The organism is Bryocella sp. (assembly GCF_058498515.1).
This window is the reverse complement of sequence record NZ_JBMHYI010000008.1, coordinates 25178-44999: the sequence shown is the minus strand read 5'-3', so window position 1 is coordinate 44999 and position 19822 is coordinate 25178. Positions and strand designations below refer to the sequence as shown.

20 protein-coding genes and 5 tRNA genes are annotated in these 19822 nt (G+C 64.1%); 9 read left to right on the top strand and 16 right to left on the bottom strand.

Going from position 1 to position 19822, the window contains the following annotated elements:
• Positions 1-6 precede the first annotated feature (6 nt).
• The 3 genes from secE to rpmG form a co-directional block, all read right to left on the bottom strand.
• Positions 7-270: a preprotein translocase subunit SecE gene (secE, locus tag AC5E6W_RS02220; RefSeq protein ID WP_491750624.1), complete on the bottom strand. Its 264-nt coding sequence runs from the start codon at positions 268-270 to the stop codon at positions 7-9.
• A gap of 83 nt (positions 271-353) precedes the next feature.
• Positions 354-429 (bottom strand) — tRNA-Trp (locus AC5E6W_RS02215).
• Between the two features lie 131 nt (positions 430-560).
• On the bottom strand, positions 561-710 hold the full coding sequence (rpmG, locus tag AC5E6W_RS02210; protein ID WP_491750623.1) for a 50S ribosomal protein L33: 150 nt from the start codon (positions 708-710) through the stop codon (positions 561-563).
• 366 nt (positions 711-1076) lie between these two features.
• On the opposite strand from rpmG, the gene AC5E6W_RS02205 reads away from it, so the two are divergent.
• Positions 1077-1628 (top strand): HdeD family acid-resistance protein, encoded by a 552-nt coding sequence (locus AC5E6W_RS02205; RefSeq protein WP_491750622.1) that lies wholly within the window; start codon positions 1077-1079, stop codon positions 1626-1628.
• 110 nt (positions 1629-1738) lie between these two features.
• Here the strand turns inward: AC5E6W_RS02205 and AC5E6W_RS02200 are convergent, their stop codons facing one another.
• The 6 genes from AC5E6W_RS02200 to AC5E6W_RS02175 form a co-directional block, all read right to left on the bottom strand.
• Positions 1739-2101, bottom strand: coding sequence for a hypothetical protein (locus AC5E6W_RS02200; protein WP_491750621.1), 363 nt, complete (start codon positions 2099-2101; stop codon positions 1739-1741).
• Positions 2102-2133: 32 nt separating this feature from the next.
• A tRNA-Gly gene (locus tag AC5E6W_RS02195) sits at positions 2134-2208 on the bottom strand.
• A gap of 108 nt (positions 2209-2316) precedes the next feature.
• Positions 2317-2391: transfer RNA gene (locus AC5E6W_RS02190), tRNA-Thr, on the bottom strand.
• Positions 2387-2674, bottom strand: coding sequence for a hypothetical protein (locus tag AC5E6W_RS02185; RefSeq protein ID WP_491750620.1), 288 nt, complete (start codon positions 2672-2674; stop codon positions 2387-2389). The genes AC5E6W_RS02190 and AC5E6W_RS02185 overlap by 5 nt, the downstream gene beginning before the upstream one ends.
• A 51-nt stretch (positions 2675-2725) precedes the next feature.
• A tRNA-Tyr gene (locus AC5E6W_RS02180) sits at positions 2726-2812 on the bottom strand.
• Positions 2813-2985: 173 nt separating this feature from the next.
• A tRNA-Thr gene (locus AC5E6W_RS02175) sits at positions 2986-3061 on the bottom strand.
• A 343-nt stretch (positions 3062-3404) separates the two neighbouring features.
• On the opposite strand from AC5E6W_RS02175, the gene AC5E6W_RS02170 reads away from it, so the two are divergent.
• The 3 genes from AC5E6W_RS02170 to AC5E6W_RS02160 all read left to right on the top strand — a co-directional run bounded on the left by AC5E6W_RS02170 (position 3405) and on the right by AC5E6W_RS02160 (position 7007).
• Positions 3405-4313, top strand: a complete 909-nt coding sequence (locus AC5E6W_RS02170) for a hypothetical protein (RefSeq protein WP_491750619.1) — start codon at positions 3405-3407, stop codon at positions 4311-4313.
• 25 nt (positions 4314-4338) lie between these two features.
• On the top strand, positions 4339-5361 hold the full coding sequence (locus AC5E6W_RS02165; protein ID WP_491750618.1) for a hypothetical protein: 1023 nt from the start codon (positions 4339-4341) through the stop codon (positions 5359-5361).
• A 155-nt stretch (positions 5362-5516) separates the two neighbouring features.
• Entirely contained in the window at positions 5517-7007 is a 1491-nt protein-coding gene (locus AC5E6W_RS02160) for a PQQ-dependent sugar dehydrogenase (RefSeq protein ID WP_491750617.1), read from the top strand.
• A gap of 235 nt (positions 7008-7242) precedes the next feature.
• Here AC5E6W_RS02160 and AC5E6W_RS02155 read toward each other — a convergent pair whose 3' ends face one another.
• The 5 genes from AC5E6W_RS02155 to AC5E6W_RS02135 all read right to left on the bottom strand — a co-directional run bounded on the left by AC5E6W_RS02155 (position 7243) and on the right by AC5E6W_RS02135 (position 12087).
• Positions 7243-7935, bottom strand: a complete 693-nt coding sequence (locus AC5E6W_RS02155) for a PspA/IM30 family protein (protein ID WP_491750616.1) — start codon at positions 7933-7935, stop codon at positions 7243-7245.
• Between the two features lie 132 nt (positions 7936-8067).
• On the bottom strand, positions 8068-9498 hold the full coding sequence (locus tag AC5E6W_RS02150) for a flotillin family protein (protein ID WP_491750615.1): 1431 nt from the start codon (positions 9496-9498) through the stop codon (positions 8068-8070).
• A gap of 228 nt (positions 9499-9726) precedes the next feature.
• The gene (locus AC5E6W_RS02145; protein WP_491750614.1) at positions 9727-10335 is read right to left on the bottom strand and encodes an NfeD family protein; all 609 of its coding nucleotides are present in this window, start codon (positions 10333-10335) and stop codon (positions 9727-9729) included.
• Positions 10332-10898, bottom strand: a complete 567-nt coding sequence (locus AC5E6W_RS02140; protein WP_491750613.1) for a helix-turn-helix domain-containing protein — start codon at positions 10896-10898, stop codon at positions 10332-10334. The genes AC5E6W_RS02145 and AC5E6W_RS02140 overlap by 4 nt, the downstream gene beginning before the upstream one ends.
• 247 nt (positions 10899-11145) lie before the next feature.
• Positions 11146-12087 (bottom strand): helix-turn-helix domain-containing protein, encoded by a 942-nt coding sequence (locus AC5E6W_RS02135; RefSeq protein WP_491750612.1) that lies wholly within the window; start codon positions 12085-12087, stop codon positions 11146-11148.
• Positions 12088-12349: 262 nt separating this feature from the next.
• Between AC5E6W_RS02135 and AC5E6W_RS02130 the strand changes: the two genes are divergently transcribed.
• Positions 12350-13267: an SDR family oxidoreductase gene (locus AC5E6W_RS02130; protein ID WP_491750611.1), complete on the top strand. Its 918-nt coding sequence runs from the start codon at positions 12350-12352 to the stop codon at positions 13265-13267.
• A 125-nt stretch (positions 13268-13392) separates the two neighbouring features.
• Here the strand turns inward: AC5E6W_RS02130 and AC5E6W_RS02125 are convergent, their stop codons facing one another.
• The gene (locus tag AC5E6W_RS02125) at positions 13393-14415 is read right to left on the bottom strand and encodes a M23 family metallopeptidase (protein ID WP_491750610.1); all 1023 of its coding nucleotides are present in this window, start codon (positions 14413-14415) and stop codon (positions 13393-13395) included.
• A 548-nt stretch (positions 14416-14963) separates the two neighbouring features.
• Between AC5E6W_RS02125 and thiL the strand changes: the two genes are divergently transcribed.
• Together thiL and AC5E6W_RS02115 are read left to right on the top strand one after the other, a co-directional pair.
• Positions 14964-15983, top strand: coding sequence for a thiamine-phosphate kinase (thiL, locus tag AC5E6W_RS02120; protein WP_491750609.1), 1020 nt, complete (start codon positions 14964-14966; stop codon positions 15981-15983).
• A 102-nt stretch (positions 15984-16085) separates the two neighbouring features.
• Positions 16086-16691 carry a hypothetical protein gene (locus tag AC5E6W_RS02115; RefSeq protein WP_491750608.1) on the top strand — a complete coding sequence of 202 codons (606 nt, stop codon included), beginning with the start codon at positions 16086-16088 and terminating at the stop codon, positions 16689-16691.
• A 98-nt stretch (positions 16692-16789) separates the two neighbouring features.
• Here the strand turns inward: AC5E6W_RS02115 and rsmD are convergent, their stop codons facing one another.
• Positions 16790-17359 carry a 16S rRNA (guanine(966)-N(2))-methyltransferase RsmD gene (rsmD, locus tag AC5E6W_RS02110; RefSeq protein ID WP_491750607.1) on the bottom strand — a complete coding sequence of 190 codons (570 nt, stop codon included), beginning with the start codon at positions 17357-17359 and terminating at the stop codon, positions 16790-16792.
• 110 nt (positions 17360-17469) lie between these two features.
• On the opposite strand from rsmD, the gene AC5E6W_RS02105 reads away from it, so the two are divergent.
• On the top strand, positions 17470-18645 hold the full coding sequence (locus AC5E6W_RS02105) for a site-2 protease family protein (protein WP_491750606.1): 1176 nt from the start codon (positions 17470-17472) through the stop codon (positions 18643-18645).
• A gap of 80 nt (positions 18646-18725) precedes the next feature.
• The gene (gene rsmI / locus AC5E6W_RS02100; RefSeq protein ID WP_491750605.1) at positions 18726-19616 is read left to right on the top strand and encodes a 16S rRNA (cytidine(1402)-2'-O)-methyltransferase; all 891 of its coding nucleotides are present in this window, start codon (positions 18726-18728) and stop codon (positions 19614-19616) included.
• The last annotated feature ends 206 nt before the right edge of the window (positions 19617-19822 follow it).

The following is a 19822-nucleotide window of genomic DNA, read 5'->3' as shown; positions in this document are numbered from 1 at the left end:
CGCGCTTTAGTGCTTGGTCAGCTTCACGATCAGCTGGTCCACGCCATGGCCCAGCGTTGCATCGATCAGGGCAAAGTACGCCGCGAAGATGAAGACCGTCGCGATGACGATGATCGTCGTCGACTGCACTTCGTTGCGCGTCGGCGTAACAACCTTGCGCATCTCCTGACGCGTGTCCTTGAAGAACTGCACCAGTTTGGCGGGGCCGGTAAGGGCCTGCTCCACCATGGTTCCTTCTTCGTGTGTCTCTGCTACGGCCGTCTTCGACATGGCCTACTCCTGATGCTGCGTGATACTGATACCTGTTCCTGCTGACCCGGCTTCCATATTCCCAGGAAACCGGCGACTCAATCTGGCGGGGGAGCTCGGATTCGAACCGAGAAGTTCGGTTTTGGAGACCGACAGTTTAACCGTTGAGCTTACTCCCCCGTGGAGCGAGCGCTGCGCGTTAGCGAGTCAGCCCTTCGCGTTAGCACCGCTACGCGGTGTTAGCCAGACTGCCGCTAACGAGCGAAGCTCGCCAACTCGCTGACCCGCTAACGGGCGCAACGCGCCCGCTGCTACTTCGTTTCCTTGTGCGGCGTGTGCTTGCGGCACGTGTTGCAAAACTTCTTGAACTCGAGACGGCCCGTGGTGGTCTTCTTATTCTTCGTCGTCGAGTAGTTCCGGTTCTTGCAGTCCGGGCACTGGAGGGTAATGATTTCGCGCATTGTGGTGTTTCCTTTCCTTTATCGTGGCCGGTCACTTCGACCGGCAAGCAGCTTGCCCATATCCTTTCGGACCGAACACGCCGCGACGCAGGGCTTGTTGGCCCCTGCAGACCAATTCCTGAATTGTGTTCACGGAGAGCAGAGCGGTCAGGCCACGCACTGCCTTCCCTATTATCCACGAAACCGGGCCTTTCGGCTAGAGGCAGCATGGCGCCGTTTCCCTCCCCAAAACCCCACGGTGGTATCCTTGCGCCCATCCAGTAAGTGCTGTCTGGCCTGAGAGTTCGCGCCTTCACCCCCGACCCTCCAAATCCCCTGCACCCCCTCTCTGATCGCTTACCCCTACCTAATAGAAGGAGATTCAGGATGACGTTCCCCCGCACATTAGCCGCCACCTCTACCCGTTGGCTCATCCTTACCGGCATCCTCATGGTGATCGCCGGTCTCGTCGCCATCGCCGTCCCGTTCCTTACCGGCCTCGCTGTGGCCACCTATATCGGATTTCTGCTGCTCCTCGGCGGAATCCTTCACCTCGTCCTGGCGTTCCATCTGCGCAGCGCCGGAGCCCTGCTTTATCAGCTGCTGGTCGCGATCCTCTACTTCGTTGGCGGATTCTGGATCCTCAAGTTCCCCCTCGCTGGGCTCCTGGCCGTCACCACCCTCCTCGCCTTCTATCTCCTCTTCGCCTCTCTCACCGAGTTCGCCGTCTGGTTCGGCGTGCGCCTCCTGGGCGGCGGAGCCTGGGTCCTGCTCGCCGCCATCGTCAACCTTCTGCTCGCGCTCATGATCTTCACCCACCTGGGACCCTCGGCCGTCTGGGTGCCCGGAACGCTCATCGGCTTCGTCATCTTCTGGAGTGGCTTCAGCCGCCTGATGCTGGGCATCACCGCGCGCAGGCTCTCCACAGCGGCGGCATAGTCCGCCCGAGGCAAGGCACGAAGAAAAGGCCGCATCCGGGACTTCCGGATGCGGCCTTTAATTGTCTTGGGAGTGCGCTGCCTCTAAGTCGCGTCGCCTGTCTACACGTCTCAGTAGTACGCGTACAGCTTGAAGAACTTCTTCCGCAGCGCAGGATCGACCTGCTCCAGCTGCGCGAGGTAAAACTCGCGGATCTGCCCCTGGTCGCCGGGTGGCAGCTTCGCATACAGCGGAGCCGTCTGCAGACCCAGCTTGCCGGCCGAGGCCACTGACTCGAACTCCCGGATCCGCAGACCCGAGCGCGTCAGCGACTCCAGGAACTTCACCACCTGACCCGAGGCGAAGCTGCTCTCGATATCGCCCTTGACCGTATTGAACGTCGCCACATCCTGCGGCTCGAGCGCCGGGCGCTCATAGAGGGCTGTCGTACGGTCGACGTTCCACGTATTGCTGGCTGAGTTCGGTTGGGGCATGGGTTGGTTCAATCCTTACTTCACGTCAACTCTGGAGCGGGAGACGGGAATCGAACCCGCGACCAACAGCTTGGAAGGCTGTGACTCTACCACTGAGTTACTCCCGCCCGTCCTGCACAAGATGCGAAAAGCGAGATCCGAGATTCGAAAGAAGGTCATCCTTGTGGCAACCGTTCCTCTCGTATCTCGAATCTCGCCTCTCGAACCTGAAATTATGGAGCTGATGGAGAGGCTTGAACTCTCGACCTCTCCCTTACCAAGGGAGTGCTCTACCACTGAGCTACATCAGCGTTCCCGGGACTGCTTTTCTTCCAACCGCGCGCGCATGTGCGACATCACGATCCTGAAGGCGAACAGGCCCAAAATCAACTCCGGAATCCAGCGCATCTGAATGTCGCGATCTTCAATCGACACCAGGCTGTTCTGTACCCCGTGAACGTGCAGCGTGGCCGTTGGGTCGATGGTGAACCAGGCCAGCAGTCCCAAGACTACCAAAAGCCCCAGCGCCATGACCATCCGACGTTTGCTGGCCGCAGGATTCAGCGATCCCTCGCTTCCTCGTTTGGCTTCCACGCCACCCTCTTACCTCGCACCCGGTTTCCACCGGACACGTTCTCACAAAACTGGTGCACAGGGGAGGATTCGAACCTCCGTAGCGCATAACGCGGCAGATTTACAGTCTGCTGCCATTAACCACTCGGCCACCTGTGCATCCCCTGCTCTGGGCTCTCTCGTCCGCCATCCCGCGGCACTCTTCGTCCTGCATTCGCGCAGCCGAAGGCCGCACATCTCGCTGGAATCGAAGTTGTGCTCGTTGGACACTGCGGAGGAAGGGAGCTTCGTGCAGGTACAACCAAACTTTGCTTGCGCGGAGGGCGTGAAACTGGAGCTGGCGAAGGGATTTGAACCCCCGACCGCCTGATTACAAATCAGGTGCTCTACCAGCTGAGCTACGCCAGCCCGTCCCGCTCACCGATACCGGCCGAAAGCCTCTATCGGCGCACTCCTGCAACCGCAGCAGTACGACTCTGAATGTATCACAGCGACCTGCTAGGAACGAAGCCCAAACCTCCTCGATCCATGTACCGTGATGTGTCATCTCGACCGGAGCGTAGCGGAGTGGAAAGACCTGCATCTAGCCGCGGCACGAACGCGAGGCAGGGCATTCTGCAACCCCCAGGCCCCCGCTCGCGTAACCCTTCCCCGCCCTGCCTCGTCCCTCTGCCATATGAGCTCCCTCCGCCTCCGCCGCCCCACCTCAGTCGCCGCCCTCCCGCCACACCCCGGTGATACGATAGCGCCCATGACGTCGCACCGCAGCCGGCTGCGCAGCTGGCCTTTGCGTATCTCGATCTCCTGCCTCGTCCCCGTCCTGGCGGCGGCCCTGCACGCCCAGTCGAGCGCCCTGCCCGACGCCACCGAGCCCGCGCCAGGTTCCGCAGACGGCCCGCTCCAGCAGTCCCACGACTACTCCAAGCCCAAACTCATCGGCAACGACACCATCCTGCGCATGCACACCGCCGGCATCGGCGACGACGTCCTCGTCCAGACCATCGCCATGCAGCCCGGACACTACGACGTCAACCCCGACGACCTCATCGACCTCAAGAAGCAAGGTCTCTCCGACAAGGTCATTGCGGCCATGCAACAGCGCACCAACGGCGCCTCGGGCTTCGCCATGCACCCCGTCCCCACCGCGTCCTCGAAGCTCACAGCCTCCGCTGCGGGGCTCGACGAGATCGGCGTCTACTACAAAGGCAAGACCGGCGAATGGATCCCGCTCCACACCGAGCGTGTCGTCTTCAAGCAGGGCGGCGCGGCCAAATCCATCCTGACTCACAACATCATCAAGCAGGACATGAACGGCCATCTCGAAGGCCCCAAGTCCTCGCTCATCCTCCCCACCGGCGTCGAGATCCTCATCTACACTCCCGCCGGTACCTCCGCCGAGGAGTACCAGTTCCTCCGCTTCGTCGAGAAATCCTCCTGGCGTGAGTTCCGCGTCCAGACCGGAGGCGTCTTCCACTCCGAGACCGGCTCCGACCGCAACCAGCTCGAGTTCCACCCCGTCAAAGTCGGCCCCCAGCTCTACACCTTCACCGTGCCCGTCGACATCATCAAGGGCGAGTACGGTGTGCTTCCTCCAGGCAGCTCCAACGTCCGGGGCATCGAAGGCTCCGGTAAGATCTTCACCTTCTCGATAGCCGAATAACCCGCGCTCCGGCGCCGAAGAACGAATGCGAAAACGTACGCTCTTCCCGACGATCCTCGCCTGCGCACTCGCTGCAGGCCTGGGCGTCGCGCTCTACCTCCGCACCCAGGCGCCGCCCGACGCCGCGCGCCTGCTGCCTGAGTCCGACGCCATCATCTATCTCCACGTCGCTCCCCTGCGCTCCGCCACTCACTTCGACCAGACCCCCATCATCCGCAGCGCCGACTTCCAGCGCTTCGTCGACGCCACCGGGATCGACCCGGAGCGCGACCTCGACTCCGTCGCCTTCGCACTGCACGCCATGCCCGACCCCAACGGCCCCAACGGCCCCGTGGCCTACTCTGAAGTCTTCATCGGCCGCTTCGATGGCGAACGCTTCCGCCACTACCTCGAAGGCCTCGCCCCCGGTCGCGAGGAATACTCCGGCCACACCATCTACACCATCCCCATCGAGAACCGCCAACTCCGCATCGCGCAGCTCGACTACGACACCATCGCCGCCTCCAACATGCCCACCACCGAGCAGATCCACTCCATGCTCGACCGCTCGCGGGCTGCGGCCATCGGCCTCACCGGAAGCTCCCTGCTCGCAAAGCACTATCGCGACGTCCCGTTGCTCTCGCAGGCCTGGGGCATCGGCCACATCGGCCTTCCCTTCTCGCAGAACGGACAGATCAACGCCTTCGGCCTCACGCTCCCCATGGCCGCGGACACCGACCTCGTCGCCAGCCTCCGCTACACCACCTCCGCGAAGCTTCGCATCGAAGAGTTCGCTCCCGACGCCGCCTCCGCCGCGCGCACCGCGGAAGCTGTCGGCAGCCTCCTCGGCATCATTCGCGGCATCGCCTCGACGCAGCACGCCGAGACTCCGTCCGACGAGGCCATCCGCAAGATCATGGACTCCGTGCAGGTGGAACAGCACCAGGCGCACGCGATCATCACCGCCAGCGCCAGCGCCGACGAGCTCAAAGCCCTCAGCTCAGGCCACTCGATCGGCGCAGAGAACACTGCGCCTTCAGCTGCAACAGCAGTTGCCGCCAGCCACTAGCAAATCGCGCCTGTCTCGTGAGCAGCCCTGACTCCGGCGTTTCCAGGGCCCCTCGTTCGACATCCAAAGCAGGTATAAGCTCGGAGTCGCGATTCACCCCTCTTCTCGCGGCCCGTTACACTCGCTCCTCACCCATACAGTCCCAGGGAGACCGCATGCAGAAGCCCACCCTCCTCCTCAGCGCCCTCGCCATACTCGCTTCCCGACCTCTCGTCGCCCAGCAGTCTCTCCTCACCGGCCAGGCCGCCTTCACCGACTGGAACCAGCAGTCCCCCGGCGTCCGCCACAAGATCACTCTCGCCGATCTCCCCGCGCCCAACCCCTCCGAAGCCGTCGACAACGGTCCCACCGTCGTCCCTCGCCCCGAAGGCGCCTGGCCCATCGCCCCGGCCGGCTTCAAGGTCACGCTCTACGCCGGCGGCGACAGCACCCCCATGCAGCGCAGCGAGAACAAGCGCGAGACCCACGCCGCCACGCAGGGCACCTTCGTCATGCCGCGCCTCATCCGTACCGCGCCCAACGGCGACCTCTTCCTCGCCGACTCCCAAGCCGGAACAATCTTCGTCCTGCGCGGCGTCAAGCCCGACGGCAAAGCCCAAATCATCTCGCAGTTCGCCACCGGCCTCGATCACCCCTTCGGCATCGCCTTCTATCCTGCGACCGCCCCCAAGTGGGTCTACATCGGCAATGCCACCACCATCGCCCGCTTCCCGTATCACTCCGGCGATCTGAAGGCCACCGCCGCCCCCGAGACCGTCATCCCCGACATCCCCGGCTACGCGCAGCTGCGCGGCGGAGGCCATTGGACCCGCGACATCGTCTTCACGCGCGACAATCGCATGCTGATCTCTGTCGGCTCCGGCTCCAACGCCGACGACGCCGACACCCACCCCAAGGAGTTTCACCGCGCCGACGTCCTCGCCTACACCCCCGAAGGCAAGTTCCTCTCCGTCTACGCCTCCGGCATCCGCAACTGCGTCGGCGAGGCCATCAACCCCGTCACCGGCGCCCTCTGGTGCTCCACCAACGAGCGCGACAACCTCGGCAACCACCTCGTCCCCGACTATGTCACCAGCGTCCCCGAAGGCAGCTTCTTCGGCTGGCCCTGGTACTACATGGGAGGCCATCAGGACCCACGCCTGCCCCAGCCTTGCGCCAACGGCACCGGCCCCAATCCGCAACGGACCCAGCCCCTCACCGACGCCGAAGCCAAAGACTGCAAACGCACCGACCTGAGTTCGAAGGTCCGCACGCCCGACGTCCTGGTCCAACCCCACATGGCCTCGCTGCAAATGGTCTTCTACCCGACCAAGCACACCGACCTCCCCGACTACCCCGCCCCGCCGCCTCCTTTTCAGGCACGCTCGCTGCACTTGAACTTTCCCACCGAGTATTACGGCGGAGCCTTCGCCGCCGAACACGGCAGCTGGAACCGCGCCGCCCGCGCCGGCTACGAAGTCATCTACATCCCCGTCCGCAACGGCATAGCCTCCGGCGAGTACAACGACTTCCTCACCGGCTTCGTCACCAAAGATGGCCAGGTCTGGGGCCGCCCCGTAGGCGTCACCCTCGCCCTCGACGGCTCCCTCTTCGTCACCGACGATGGAAGCCGCAGCGTCTGGCACGTCACCTACACCGGCAAGTAAGCGCCCCACTGGCAGCTGGGATCTGGCCCACTGGCGACTCGAACCTCAAAACCCCAAACTCGATCAAACTTTTTCAACCGGGTGCCCCACCTCTCGACTCTGAGAGGTGGGTTTGCAGAATCTCCCGCGCCGCCCACAACTTCGGGTGCCCCGGGTCTTTCAAGAGTCCAGGGTTGGAGCACAGCTGGCTCCGTGAAGCAGCCCTCTACCCTCTACTGTCTACTCACTGCTTTCCTCACCCCGCCTCCAGCATCCTCGCCTCGCGCTTCTCGGCATCCAGCCGCTTCAGTTCCTCCAGCAGCCGTTCCACCTTGTCATCCTTCTCCAGCGCCTTGAAACGATCTTCCAGCGTGTCGCCTTCGAGCAGCGTCCGCCCCGCATGGTTCTCGGCCTCGACCTTCGTGATCGTCGTCTTGAACCGCCCCAGCACGCCACCGCGCGTGTCGACGTTCCCCGCCGCAATCCGCTCCTGAGCCTTCGTCGCCTTGCCCACCATCCGCGCCCTGCGATGCTCCGCGAGCAGCATCTCACACTGCGCCTGCGTCTCCGTCAGCTTCGCCTGCAGCTTGTTGTAGGTCGAGCGCAACGCATCCGACTCCGTAGCCTGCTCCGTCACCTGCCGCGCAAATCCCTCCGCCATCTGCTCATGGCTCAGCGAGCGTTCCAGCGCCAGCCGCGCCAGCTGCTCTTCGCCCTTGCTCACCGCGAGCTCGGCCTTCTGCTTCCAGCTCGCCGCAGCCTCATGCTCTTCCTTCGAGCGCCTCTCCAGCACATGCTGGTCCGCGATGGCAATCGCCACCTGCGTCTTCACCTGCAGCAACTGGTTCTCCATGTCGAGCACAAGCTGCTTCATCATCTTCTCGGGATCCTCCGCGCGGTCGATCAGGTCATTCACATTCGCGCGCAGCAGGGTGGCAACTCGTTCCATCAGTGACATGGTGTTCCTCCAGCCTTGCTCTTCCGTTTGTTCTTGTTGTTGCTCTTCTCGTTGTCATCCTCGAAGAGGATCTGCTTCTAAAGATCACGCGGCGCGCGAATCTCTTCGCGCGCCGCGCCCTTGTTAAGCCCCAGCCTTCGGAGCCTCGTCCCTCTTGTCCGAGCGAGCCGACATCTGCTTCACGTTCGACATCAGGTCGCTCATCTTCATGCCGCTCAGCGCCTCAAACAATGCAGGCACCTGCGCGGCAATCTCGGTCATCTCGCCGGTCAGCTTCGACGCTCCCACACCCTTGCCATCACCCGTGCTGACGATGGTGATCTTGTCGATCTTGTTCAGCGGCTCCGCCATCGCGCGCACCACCTCCGCCATGTTCGAGATCAGCTTGTCGACCACCGCGGCCTGCGACCATTCCTGGTACGCTTCGGCCTTGATGTTCATCGCCTTCGCTTCCGCCTCGCCCTTCTGGAAGATGATCGAAGCCTCCGCCTCACCCTGCGTGCGGATCGCCTGGGCTCTGCCTTCAGCCTCCGCCACCGTGCGAGCCTTCTCAGCGTTCGCCATGTTGCCGATGCGCTGAGCCTCGATCTCCGACTTCTTCAGCACCGTCGCGATCAGCTCCTTCTCGTTGCGCAGAATCTCGGCCTCCTGCACCTTCACCTGCGCTTCCTTCTCGATCTGCACCACCCTCACCTGCTCGGCGATGACCTTCTGCTGCATCACGTTCGTCTGCAGCTCATACGCCTTGTCGGCCTGCGCCTGCTGACGCTGCGCGGCCTCCGTAAACTGCGCCTTCTGCACATCGAGATCTCGCTGCGCCTCTGCCTGCTTGGCCAGCGACATTGTCTCGGCGAGCACGCGCTGCTGGTCCGCTTCGGCCTTCGCTACAGCAGCCTCGCGCATCGCAATCGCGCGGCGAATCGCCGTATCGCGCTCTGCTTCAGCCTGTGCAATCTCCGCGTCGCGCTTGATGCGAGCCACATCCGGCCGACCCATGTTGGTGATGTACTCGTTCTTGTCGCGAACCTCCTTGATAGTGAACGAGACAACTTCCAGCCCCATCTTGCTCAGGTCCTCCGCGCAGGTAGCGCGCATGCGCTCACCCACCATCTCCGGCTCCTTCACAATCTGCTCGACCGTCAGCTGGCCAATGATCCCGCGCAGATGGCCTTCCATCACCAGCCGGATCAAGCCATCGCGCTCCATCGGCGACTTCGACAGAAACTGCTCCGCCGCCGTCATGATGCTGGCCATGTCGCTGCGCACCTTGATCTGCGCCACAGCCTCGACCGTCACCGCAACACCCTGCTTGGTGTACAGGTCCTGGCTCGGCGCCACATCGAAGCTCATCAGCTCCAGCGACAACATGCGCGTGTGCTGCACCATCGGATAGACCAGCGCACCGTGCCCGATGATGACCTTCGGTCCACCAAAGCCGTAGCGAATGATCGCTTCGTTCGGGCCCGCCTTGCGGTACATGCCCGCCATCACCGCCATGAGCACCACCGTGCCCAGCACAATCAAACCAATCACAACGATCACTTCGTTGTTCATTGCCGTTCCTTTGCCTTTCCCTAACTTCTCAGCGTGAAGACAACCTCCAAATCAAACCCCGCACACCATCCCGGGGCATAAGAACGCTCGCGATGTTCACCTCGCTCGAGCGCCGTCAATACTTGTAGAAGCGCACCGCTCACCTCACGGAAAACCCGAATCCTCAAACTCCAAGCTCACAGCTGAAAGCTCCAAACTCGATCCCACGTTTTTCACTTTGCCTAATCCCTAATCCCTGTGCCCTAATCCCTGCTTCTCCGGCCCTTCTGCCAGCAGCCCATGTTCGAAGTCATCCCACCGCTTCACGTACGCCACGCCGCGCTGATAGCGCATCACCACCACCTCCGCGCCGCGTTCGATCACCTCGCCGCTGTCGCTGCGCACCGGAACACTCCGCCGCGCACCGCCCTGGGCATACAGCATCTCGCCCACACCCTTCTGCGGCACCGAAGCACTGAGCTTGCCGATCACGCCCACCATCTCCGTATCTGCCGGCTCCAGCGTGCGCTCATACTTCATCAGCACCGCCGTCAGGAACCAGAAGATGATCGCCGCGCCCGCCAACCCGCTCAGAGCCGAGAACAACAGCGCCAGCGAAGCCCCAAACACGTTCGCCCGATGCATCAGGTAGCCCGCGCCGCCAAACCAGCACAGGAACGCCATCAGCGTGAAGCCATCAATCGGCGAAGCGCCATGCTTCACACGCGGTCCATGCAGATGAATGTGCCCATGCCCCACATGCAGGTGCAGCCCGCCGGCAAAGAACGAGATCACGCTCAACAGCAGACCCACGCCAAAACACGTCAGGTAAATCGCATTCCAATCCCATCCGCTCATCGCACGCCTCCGCCATTCCCTTGGCTCCAGCTCTTTGTCCCTTGCCCCCTGGCCCTTGTCCCTTGGCCGCTGGACCCTGGAACCTTGGCCCTGGGCCCTGTCCCTCCCAGAACCTCCATCAACCGCTCCGCCAGCTTCGGCGTCTCCAGCACGCACTCCAGCAGCAACAGGCTCCCGCGCGAATCCTCATGCTTCGAGATCGCCAGCAGCGCCCGCCGCAGCTCTGGGTCTTTGCGGAACCGCTCCGCCCCGCCCACCAGCCACAGGTCGAGCTTGTCTTCCTGCCCGCGCAGATCGCTGATCAGCTCCGCCGAATATCCCTCGGGATCCTCCACCAGAAATCCCGGATGGACCTTGAAGAACTTCGCCAGCAGCAGCCGTGTGGTGTTGGTCAGGTGCGGGCGCGCCCCGCTCTCGATCTGCGAAAGGTAGCTCTGGCTCAGCTTCTGGTCCATCTCGGCCGCAATGGCCTTCACCAGCTCGCCCTGGGTCATCGCCCGGCCAAGGCCGCGCAACGATCCCTCCACTTCCCGCAGATACCGGATTTTGTCGCCGAGCTTCATCGCCCTCGGGCCGCAAACCTCGCCAGCCCCCTCCGTGCCGCTTCCCAGCACATAACGGATTGCAATATTTTATATTGCAGATTGCGATGCGTGTCAAGAGAGCTCGCCCCTGCAACTGCCGGGTGCCCCACGTCTCGATTCTGAGACGTGGGACCTCACCACGACCGCTCCCGGGTCATGCCGGAACCTGGTCGTTGTCTTTCTTGTTGTCATCCCCGAAGGGGATCTGCTGTTGCCTTTCGCCCGCTTACCCCAAACTACCCCGAAACTCTCCCGGATTCTGCCCAAACGCATTGCAGAACGCCGCCGCAAAGTGGCTCGGGTTCGCGTACCCGCAGGCCGCCGCCACCTCCAGCACGCTCAGGTCGGTCCCGCGCAGCATCTTTCGCGCACTCTGCATGCGCAGCTGCAGCAAATAGCGGTGCGGCGTGCAGCCCACCTTGCGCTTGAACAGCCTCGTGAAGTGGAACGGACTGATCCCCGCTACCTCCGCCATCTGCTGGTTCGACACATCCTCGCGATGATGGTGCTCGAGGTACTCCATCACCCGCGCCAGCCGCCGGTCCGTCAGCTCATGCCCCGCGCTCCGGCCCATCGTCGACTCCGGCCAGCGATGCGCCATGGAGAGCAGATGAGTCGCCAGGTACCGCGCCGCAGAATCCGCATACGAGTCCGGAAGCCCCTGCCCGGCCGCCGTCGAGAGCGACTCCATCACCTGCGCGACGATGCCATCCGTCGCTCCCATCCCGCACAGGACCTCAGCCTGCACAGGGGTTCCAGCCCGCCGATACTCCTCCGCAGCCTCTTCGAAGTACACCGCTGGAAGAAACACCGAAAGCACCTCGCCACGCTCTGGACTCAGCGATCGCCAGCTCATGCGGTGCGTCTGCCGCGGTGCCGACATGGTGAGGTGTCCCGGCCGCTTCGTGGTGCGATAGGCCCGTCCGTTATGCACGCTCGAGAACTCACTCGTCCCACGAACGACAAGACCCACGTGGTGGTCCGCGGTCGACGGCATCTCAAAGCTCTCCAGAGCCTCGGGCAGCTCGCGCCGCACCAGCAGCACCGATCGCCAGCCCGCATCCAGGCTCGTCTGGAGCACGCCGCTTCCCGACATCCGCACCAGGCGAAGGCTGTCGGCGTGATAGCAGGGTTCGGATTCGTAGCTGCGGATTGAGCTGATAGGCATCTTGCGAAAACCTCGAGTGGCGCGACAGGCAATAGGACACGACAAGCAATAGGAAGACGTTCGGTAGGAAAACCTGCGGCAGATCTTCCCACAGCAGGATTCGGGTCGAGGAAAGCAGCCCGGGAGTCGCCGCGCAACCACCCCAGCGACGACCATGATCATAGGATGACGCAGCCCGCCTCCACGCGTCAGCCCCGAAGCACTGCTGCAATCCCGAACGCAGGCGCCGTATGCAAGTTGGAGGCCTCACAAGGAGATAACGATGCGAGTTTTTGTCACAGGAGCAACAGGTTGGATTGGCACGCCCACGGTCGCCGAGCTTCTCGGCGCCGGACACCAGGTACTGGGCCTCGCCCGCAGTGAGGAAGGCGAAGCGAAGCTGGTCGCCGCCGGCGCCGAGGTCCTCCGCGCCGACCTCACCGATACCGCGGCCCTCGCCAAAGCCGCCAGCGAGACTGACGGTGTCATCCACCTGGGCTTCGTCCACGACTTTGCCAACTACGAACAATCCCTCAAGACCGACTTCGCCGCCATCCAGGCCATGCTCGATGCCATCGAAGGCACAGACAAACCCTTCGTCGGAACCTCCGGCACCCTGATGACCGTCTTCGGCCAGCAGCCCACCGGCAAAACCTCCACCGAAGAGACACCCGGCATCGAACACGGTCGCGCCGCCGCCGAAAAACTCGTCCGCGAGGCCGCCGGCCGCGGCATCCGCTCCAGCGTCATCCGCCTCTCGCCCACCGTCCACGGCCAGGGCGACAAGGGCTTCATCCCCATGATCATCGGCTGCGACCTCAAGGCCGGCGTCGCGGCCTTCCCCGGCGACGGCTCCAACCGCTGGCCCGCAGTCCATCGCCTCGACGCGGCGAAGCTCTATCGCCTGGCGTTCGAGAAGGGCAAGGCGGGCTCGCTCTTCAACGGCGTCGACGAAGAGGGCGTCTCCACACGATCCATCGCGGAAACCATCTCCGCAGGCACCGGCCTGCCGGCGAAGAGCCTCAACCCCGAAGAGACGCAGGCCCACTTCACCTGGATGGCGATGTTCGTCGGCCTCGACAACCCCACCAGCAGCGCCATCACCCAGCAGGCCCTGGGCTGGAAGCCCACCGGCCCCAAACTCCTGGAAGACATCCGCAACCACTACCTCACCAATTCCTCGAGCAAGTACACCGTCTAGTCCTTCGCATCCACGGCCAAACGCGAACGGCGGAACTGGGTCATCCCAGTTCCGCCGCTCCGCTTTCGCTATTCAGCTGTTCTGCTATTCCGCTACTCTGCTGCCTCTAAGCTGTTCTGCTGCCCCTAAGGCGCTTCGCCCAGCGACGCCATCGTCGATCGCAGGTACTTATGCGGGTTCACCGCAGTCCCGCGAATCTGGACCTCGTAGTGCAGGTTCGGACCGGTCACGCGGCTGCCACTGTGGCCCACGTACCCAATCACCTCGCCCTTCGCGACCATCTGACCTGCAACCACGTTGAAGCCCTGCAGATGCGCATACAGCGTCACCATGCCGTTGCCATGGTCGATCTGGACCTCGCGGCCATAGCCGTTGCCCATACCAGCCTTGATCACGCGCCCCGCCGCCGGAGCATGCACCGGCGTGCCGTTCGGCGCGCCGATATCGACGCCCTTATGGAACTCGCCATCGCCGTTGCCCAGGATCGGGTCCTCGCGCTCGCCGAAGCCTGAGTTGATCGGCCCCATCACCGGCCACATATCGGGAGTGTTGCCGCCGATGCTGGTACTGGTATCGAGACTGGCGAAGCTGCTCAGCGCCGCCCGGGTCGCCAGCCCCGGCTCCGCCCGTTCCAGCATCAGACTGCCCGTCGCCGCCGTGTCCTTCAGCGCCACAAACGTGTCCAGCGAGCTCATATAGCTGTCATCGCTGAACCCGCTGGAATCATCCTTGAGCTTAGCCTGCGCCGCAGCCACGGCCACCGGCTCCTGCTTGCTCTTGAGCTTGCCAGCCTGAAATTTCCCCACATTGAGCCCGTGCGGCAGCGTCAGCTTGCCCGCCGTCAGCCCATAAATCGCCGAAACCTCGGTCGCCAGCGAGCCCAGGCTGGCCGCCTGCACATCCTTCTCGCGGGTCTTCGTCTCCAGGTGCTGATAGTCGCGCCGGCTGTTCGCCAGCTCCTCGCGCAGCCGGTTCACCGACTCCGCTTTCACCAGCATCCGGCTGTAGCTGCCCGCCATGCCCGCAAACGTAAACAGGCCCATGATCGCCGCAGCCGCAAAGCCGTAGACGAAACGCATCGGGATCAGCGTCCGGTCGACTTCTCCGTCTTCCCCGTGCGTCACGTACTCGATGTAGCGCTTGCGCAATCCAGCCGCCTCGTATTCCGCGTAAAAGCGTTACGCGTATTCGCGCGCAGGCACTCCCTACTTCAGGGGGCCCCTGCACGGTCCCAGCATCAACGCGATCGGCGCACCACGCCCCGCTTGGGAGAGATGGAACGTTCCGCTCGCGCAATTTCCGCCGGCGGGGCCCACCCCACGCCGTCCGGTACGAAGCAAGCTCGTACCTGTCATGTTAACGGACGCAGAGCAGCCCAGCAAGGTTCCAGCCCCGCCCCAGACCGTTATCTTTGGCACAATCGAAGTGCCCCGACATCCGGTGACACTTCTCTCCGGGAGCCCCACCAGAACCCCTTGCCAGAAGACAAGGACGCTGAAGTTCGGCACCTGACACGTGGTGACGGCCTTAATTCCATGACCGTAACCCCATGACAACGACGAGCCAGCAGCCGAGTCTGCTCTCCTTTGTCATTCGGGAAGGAAATCCGCTTCACCCAGCCGGTTGCCTCGGTGTCGCTCTCGGCTCCCAGCTCGCGACTCCCAATTCGATCCCATTTGTTTACTCTGGTTCCTGTATGCCCCCCAAGCCCCCACAAGGCGAACTGGCCCTCATCGAGCGCATCCGCCGCCGTACCCTGGGCCAGCGCTCCCGCGCCCTCCAGCTCGGCATCGGGGACGACTGCGCGATCCTCCGCGTCCCCCGCGGCCACGAGCTCGTCGTCACCACCGACTTCTCCCTCGAAGGCCGCCACTTCCGCCGCGACTGGCACACCCCCCAAAGCATCGGCCACCGCACCCTCGCCCGCGGCCTCTCCGACCTCGCCGCCATGGGAGCCACCCCGCTCGCCGCCTTCCTCTCGCTAGCCCTTCCAAAGTCCGCCGCAAACGATCAGCTCTGGCTTGACGGCTTCCTCGACGGCCTCCTCCCCCTCGCAAAGCAGCACCACGTCCCCCTCGCCGGAGGCGACACCAGCGAGTCCCCGACCGACGCCGTGCTAGCCGACATCGTCCTCCTCGGAGCCACGCCAACCGGCCGAGCCCTCCGCCGCAGCACCGCCCACCCCGGCGACCTCCTCTACGTCACCGGAGCCCTCGGCGGAGCCGCCGCCGAGCTGCAACAACTGCTCGACGCTCCACCCACTCGGCCCTTGGCCCTTGCCCCTTGGCCCTCGTCCCACCCCCACTTCTTCCCCCAGCCCCGCCTCGCCGTCGGCTCCGCCCTGCTCCGTCGCCGCCTCGCCACCGCCGCCATGGACCTCAGCGACGGTCTCTCCACCGACCTCACCCACCTCTGCGAAGCCTCAGGCACCGCCGCGGAGGTCAACCAGGCCGCGCTGCCACTCCATGCACTCACGCAAACCCTGCTGCCCGACGCCGCCGCCCGACGTCACGCCGCGCTCCACGGTGGCGAAGACTACGAACTCCTCTTCACCGCCAGCCCCACCACAAAAATGCCCCGCTCCATCGCCGGCGTTCCCATCACCTCCATCGGCCGCATCACGGAACGCAGACCCCGCCAACCCCGCCTCACGCTCATCTCGCCCGAAGGCAAACGCTCCCCGCTCAAACCCCAAGGCTGGGAACACCTCCGCTAAGCACGTCCCTCAGACCTCCGGCCCGCGAAGCGGGCACCTGTCACCTCGCACCTCGACAGCAACCGCCCCCTTTTCCCACTCCACAGCATCCAGAAACAACGCATGCCGCTCGCTCCCCCAACGCTCGACACCTTCCCCCACACCTGGGCCGCGCAGGTCCTCGCCGCGCCGCCCATGATCCTGCCCTCGCGCCACTTCACCTACCCGCAGTTCGTGCCAGGTGAAGAAGAAGCCCTCGCCCGCGGCGCGTTGCTGCTCAATGTCCAGCCCCGCCAAGGCGGAGCCTTCCTCGCAACCTGCTCCCTTGGCTTCAAGGACCGCTCGCTTCCCACCGGAGTCTTCGCCTGTCCCGCGCCGGACGACATGCTCGCCGTGGCCGGTGGCTACGCCTACCTGATCGACACGCTCGCACCCGACAAAGCGCTCCACATCCCGCTGAAGCCTGTCGTGCAGATCGCCACCATCGCACGCGACGAAGACGAGCCCAACGGCCTCCTGCTTCTCGCAGGCTTCCACACGGTCCTGGCGCTCAATGCCAACGGCATGCATTGGGAATCCGCCCGCCTCACCTGGGAAGGCCTCACCATGACTGACGTCATCGATGGCAAGCTCCACGGCACAGGATGGAACATGATGAGCAACAAGGATGTCCCCTTCACCGTCGACCTGAAGACCGGAGCCCACGAAGGCGGAGGCTACGCGCGGTAGGGCGAGCGTTGTACGTGCTCTGCTGTACGTTCCACGTAGAGGGCACGCGCCGAACGTACAACGTACAACGTAAAACGCACAACGTAGAACGTCGCGACTTACTCGCTGCGCTGCACACCGTAAAAGCTCAACGCCGCATCCCCCTGCTCGAGCACCCGCGTCCTCACCAGCGCCCCAAACCGCTCCGCCAGCGGCTTCTTCTTCGCATGTTCCGCGACCACCACCGCATCCTCATTCAGCAGTGTCGCCGCATGACGCCCCAGATAGCCCAGCGTCTCCTCATACTCGCGCTCCGCCTCATACGGTGGGTCGAGGTACACCACATCCAGCGCCGTGCCCTTCTTCGCCAGCGCCTCCAGCAGCCGCTGCACGCCGCGATCCTCGACTGCATACCCGGCCGCAATCTTCAGCAACCGCAGGTTGTCGCGAATCGCCGCCAGCGCCGGCCGCGCACTCTCCGCAAACCACACAAACTCGGCACCGCGGCTGATCGCCTCAATCCCCACCGCACCCGACCCTGCATAAAGGTCCGCAAACCGCTTCGTCGCAATCCGTGGCCCCAGCACATTGAACAGCGTCTCCCGCAGCTTGTCGCTCGTAGGCCGCGTAGCCATGCCTTTCGGGGCTTCCAGTCGACGGGATCGATACTCTCCAGCAATAACGCGCATACGTAGAAACCTTCTCCGTTCTCAGTTCACCGTTTTCCAAATCCCCTCAAACGGAGAACGGACCACGTACAACGGAGAACCCATCGTCCCCCAACCTCTACAATAACCATGTGCTGCGCTCCTCCATTCCGCTGGGCCGTCTCTTCGGTGTCGACGTCCGCGTGCACCTCAGCTTTCCTCTGCTGTTGCTGCTCGCGCTTATGTACGCCACGCTGACCGCGAACAGCTCCTGGCGCGGCCTCGGCCTCTGGCTTGCCCTTTGCCTTGCCGTCGCCGTCCGTGAAGCAGCACGCGCCCTCGCTGCTCTCTACAGCGGCCTGCGCGTACGCGCGATCTTCCTTCTTCCTGTCGGCGGCGTCATGGCCCTCGCTCCCATGCCCGGCCAGCCCGAGCCCGAACGCTGGAGCACCCGCGTCGTCACCGCCGCCGGCCCCATCGCGAACTTCGTCCTTGGCCTCGTGCTGCTGGCCGCGGCCTATGCCATCGATCCCCACGTCTCGCTCTTCGCAGCCCCCTGGATCTCCGCCCAGCACATACTGCGCAGCTTCATCTGGGCCGAGTTCATCCTCGGTGCAGTTGGCCTGCTGCCCGCGTCCGCGCTCACCTCGCAACGCCTCTTCCTCCCCCGCCTGCGCAAGCCCGAGTCCACCCCCACCGAGCCAGTCCGCAACGCCACAATCCACAACGACGACTCCAAGCCAGCCTCCGGCATCACCATGCCGCCCATCAACTTCGGCAGCGTCATTGCACTCGCCATGATCATCGGCGGCCTCGTCCTGCAGGCCCATCTCTGGCTCATCCTGCTGGGCTTCTTCCTCCTGCTCTACTCGCAGATCACCGTCGCGCAGCCCGTCGCTTCGCCCGCCGCGGAAGCGATCCTCGTCCGCGACGTCATGCTCACCGAGTACACCCTGCTCTCCACCACCGACACCCTTCGCAGCGCGCTCGACCGCACCACCCACAGCGTGCAGGACGTCTTCCCGGTCCTCCGCGGTAACTACCTCGTCGGCTCTGTCGCCCGCGCCACCCTCAACAACCGCCTCATGGTCGAAGGCGATGGCTACCTCCAGGGCATCATGACCCGCGCCATGCAGTTCGCCTCGCCTGAGGAGAAGCTCGTCGATGCTCTCCGCCGCTCCGCCACCGTAGGCGTCAGCGAGTTCATCCCCGTCATCGAAGATGGCGCCATGCTCGGCATCCTCACACCCCAGGGCATCGGCCGCGCCGTACAGCAGGCCGCCCTGTTGCGCTCCCAACAGAACGCCGCGGAGCGCGAACACCAGTGAGCGAGGCAAGCCTTCCCGAGGACGCGACCGCGACCCCACCTGCCACTCCCTCTGACCCCTTGGCCCTTGGCCCTAGTCCCTTGGCCCTGGCCCCTAACCCCTCGCCTCTAGCTCCCGGCCTGTACCTCGTAGCAACCCCCATCGGCAATCTCGAAGACATCACCCTCCGCGCCCTCCGTGTGCTCGCCTCGGTCGACCGCATCGCCTGCGAGGACACCCGCCAGACCGCCAAACTGCTCTCGCACTTCGGACTCCGCGTCCCGACCGTCAGCTATCACGATCACAACGAGGCCGGACGCTCCGCCGAGCTCATCGAGGCTCTCAAATCCGGCGGCCGCATCGCCGTCGTCTCCGACGCCGGCACCCCCGCCATCGCCGACCCCGGCTCCGTGCTCGTCCGCGAGGCCATCACCGCCGACATCGCCGTCTACCCCATCCCCGGAGCCAACGCCGCCCTCAGCGCCCTCATCGCCAGCGGCCTCAGCACCGAAAGCTTCGCCTTCCACGGCTTCCTCCCCGCCAGGGAAGGAGCCCGCAAGACCACCCTCGAAGCCCTCCGCAACACACTGGCATCTGGCGCACTAGTCTCAGAAACCCACATCTTCTACGAGACCCCGCACCGCATCCTCGGAGCCCTCGAAGACGTCGTCGCCGTCTTCGGCCCACAGCACCGCATCGCCCTCGCCCGCGAGCTCACCAAGCTCCACGAAGAGTTCCTCCGCGGCCCCGCCGCCGAAGTCCTCGCAAACCTGACCGCCCGCCTCAGCATCCGCGGCGAAATAGTCCTGCTCCTTGATGGCGTTTTGACCCAGCAGACCGAAGGCGCGACCCCAACGTCCCTGGCCGACGAAGTCACCCACCTCATCCGCACCGAAGGCCTCTCCGAAAAAGACGCCCTCAAGCGAGTAGCCAAATCCCGCGGCCTCGGCAAGAGCGAAGCCTACCGCGAGTGGCAACGCTCCCGCCGTTAACCAGCAGTCAGCCCCGCCGTGCTCCCTCGAATTGCCCTCCTGAGCGCAGCGAAGAACCTGCTTTTCCTCATCGCTCCAGCCAGCGAAGCGGGCGACCTGAAGACCTCATCGCTCTACAGACCCCGCCCCCGCCCATCTCCGCGCTGGCAAACGGAAAAACGCCGCAACGCCTCGCTCCTTCGTAAACAGCACAAAGAGAGCTGAGC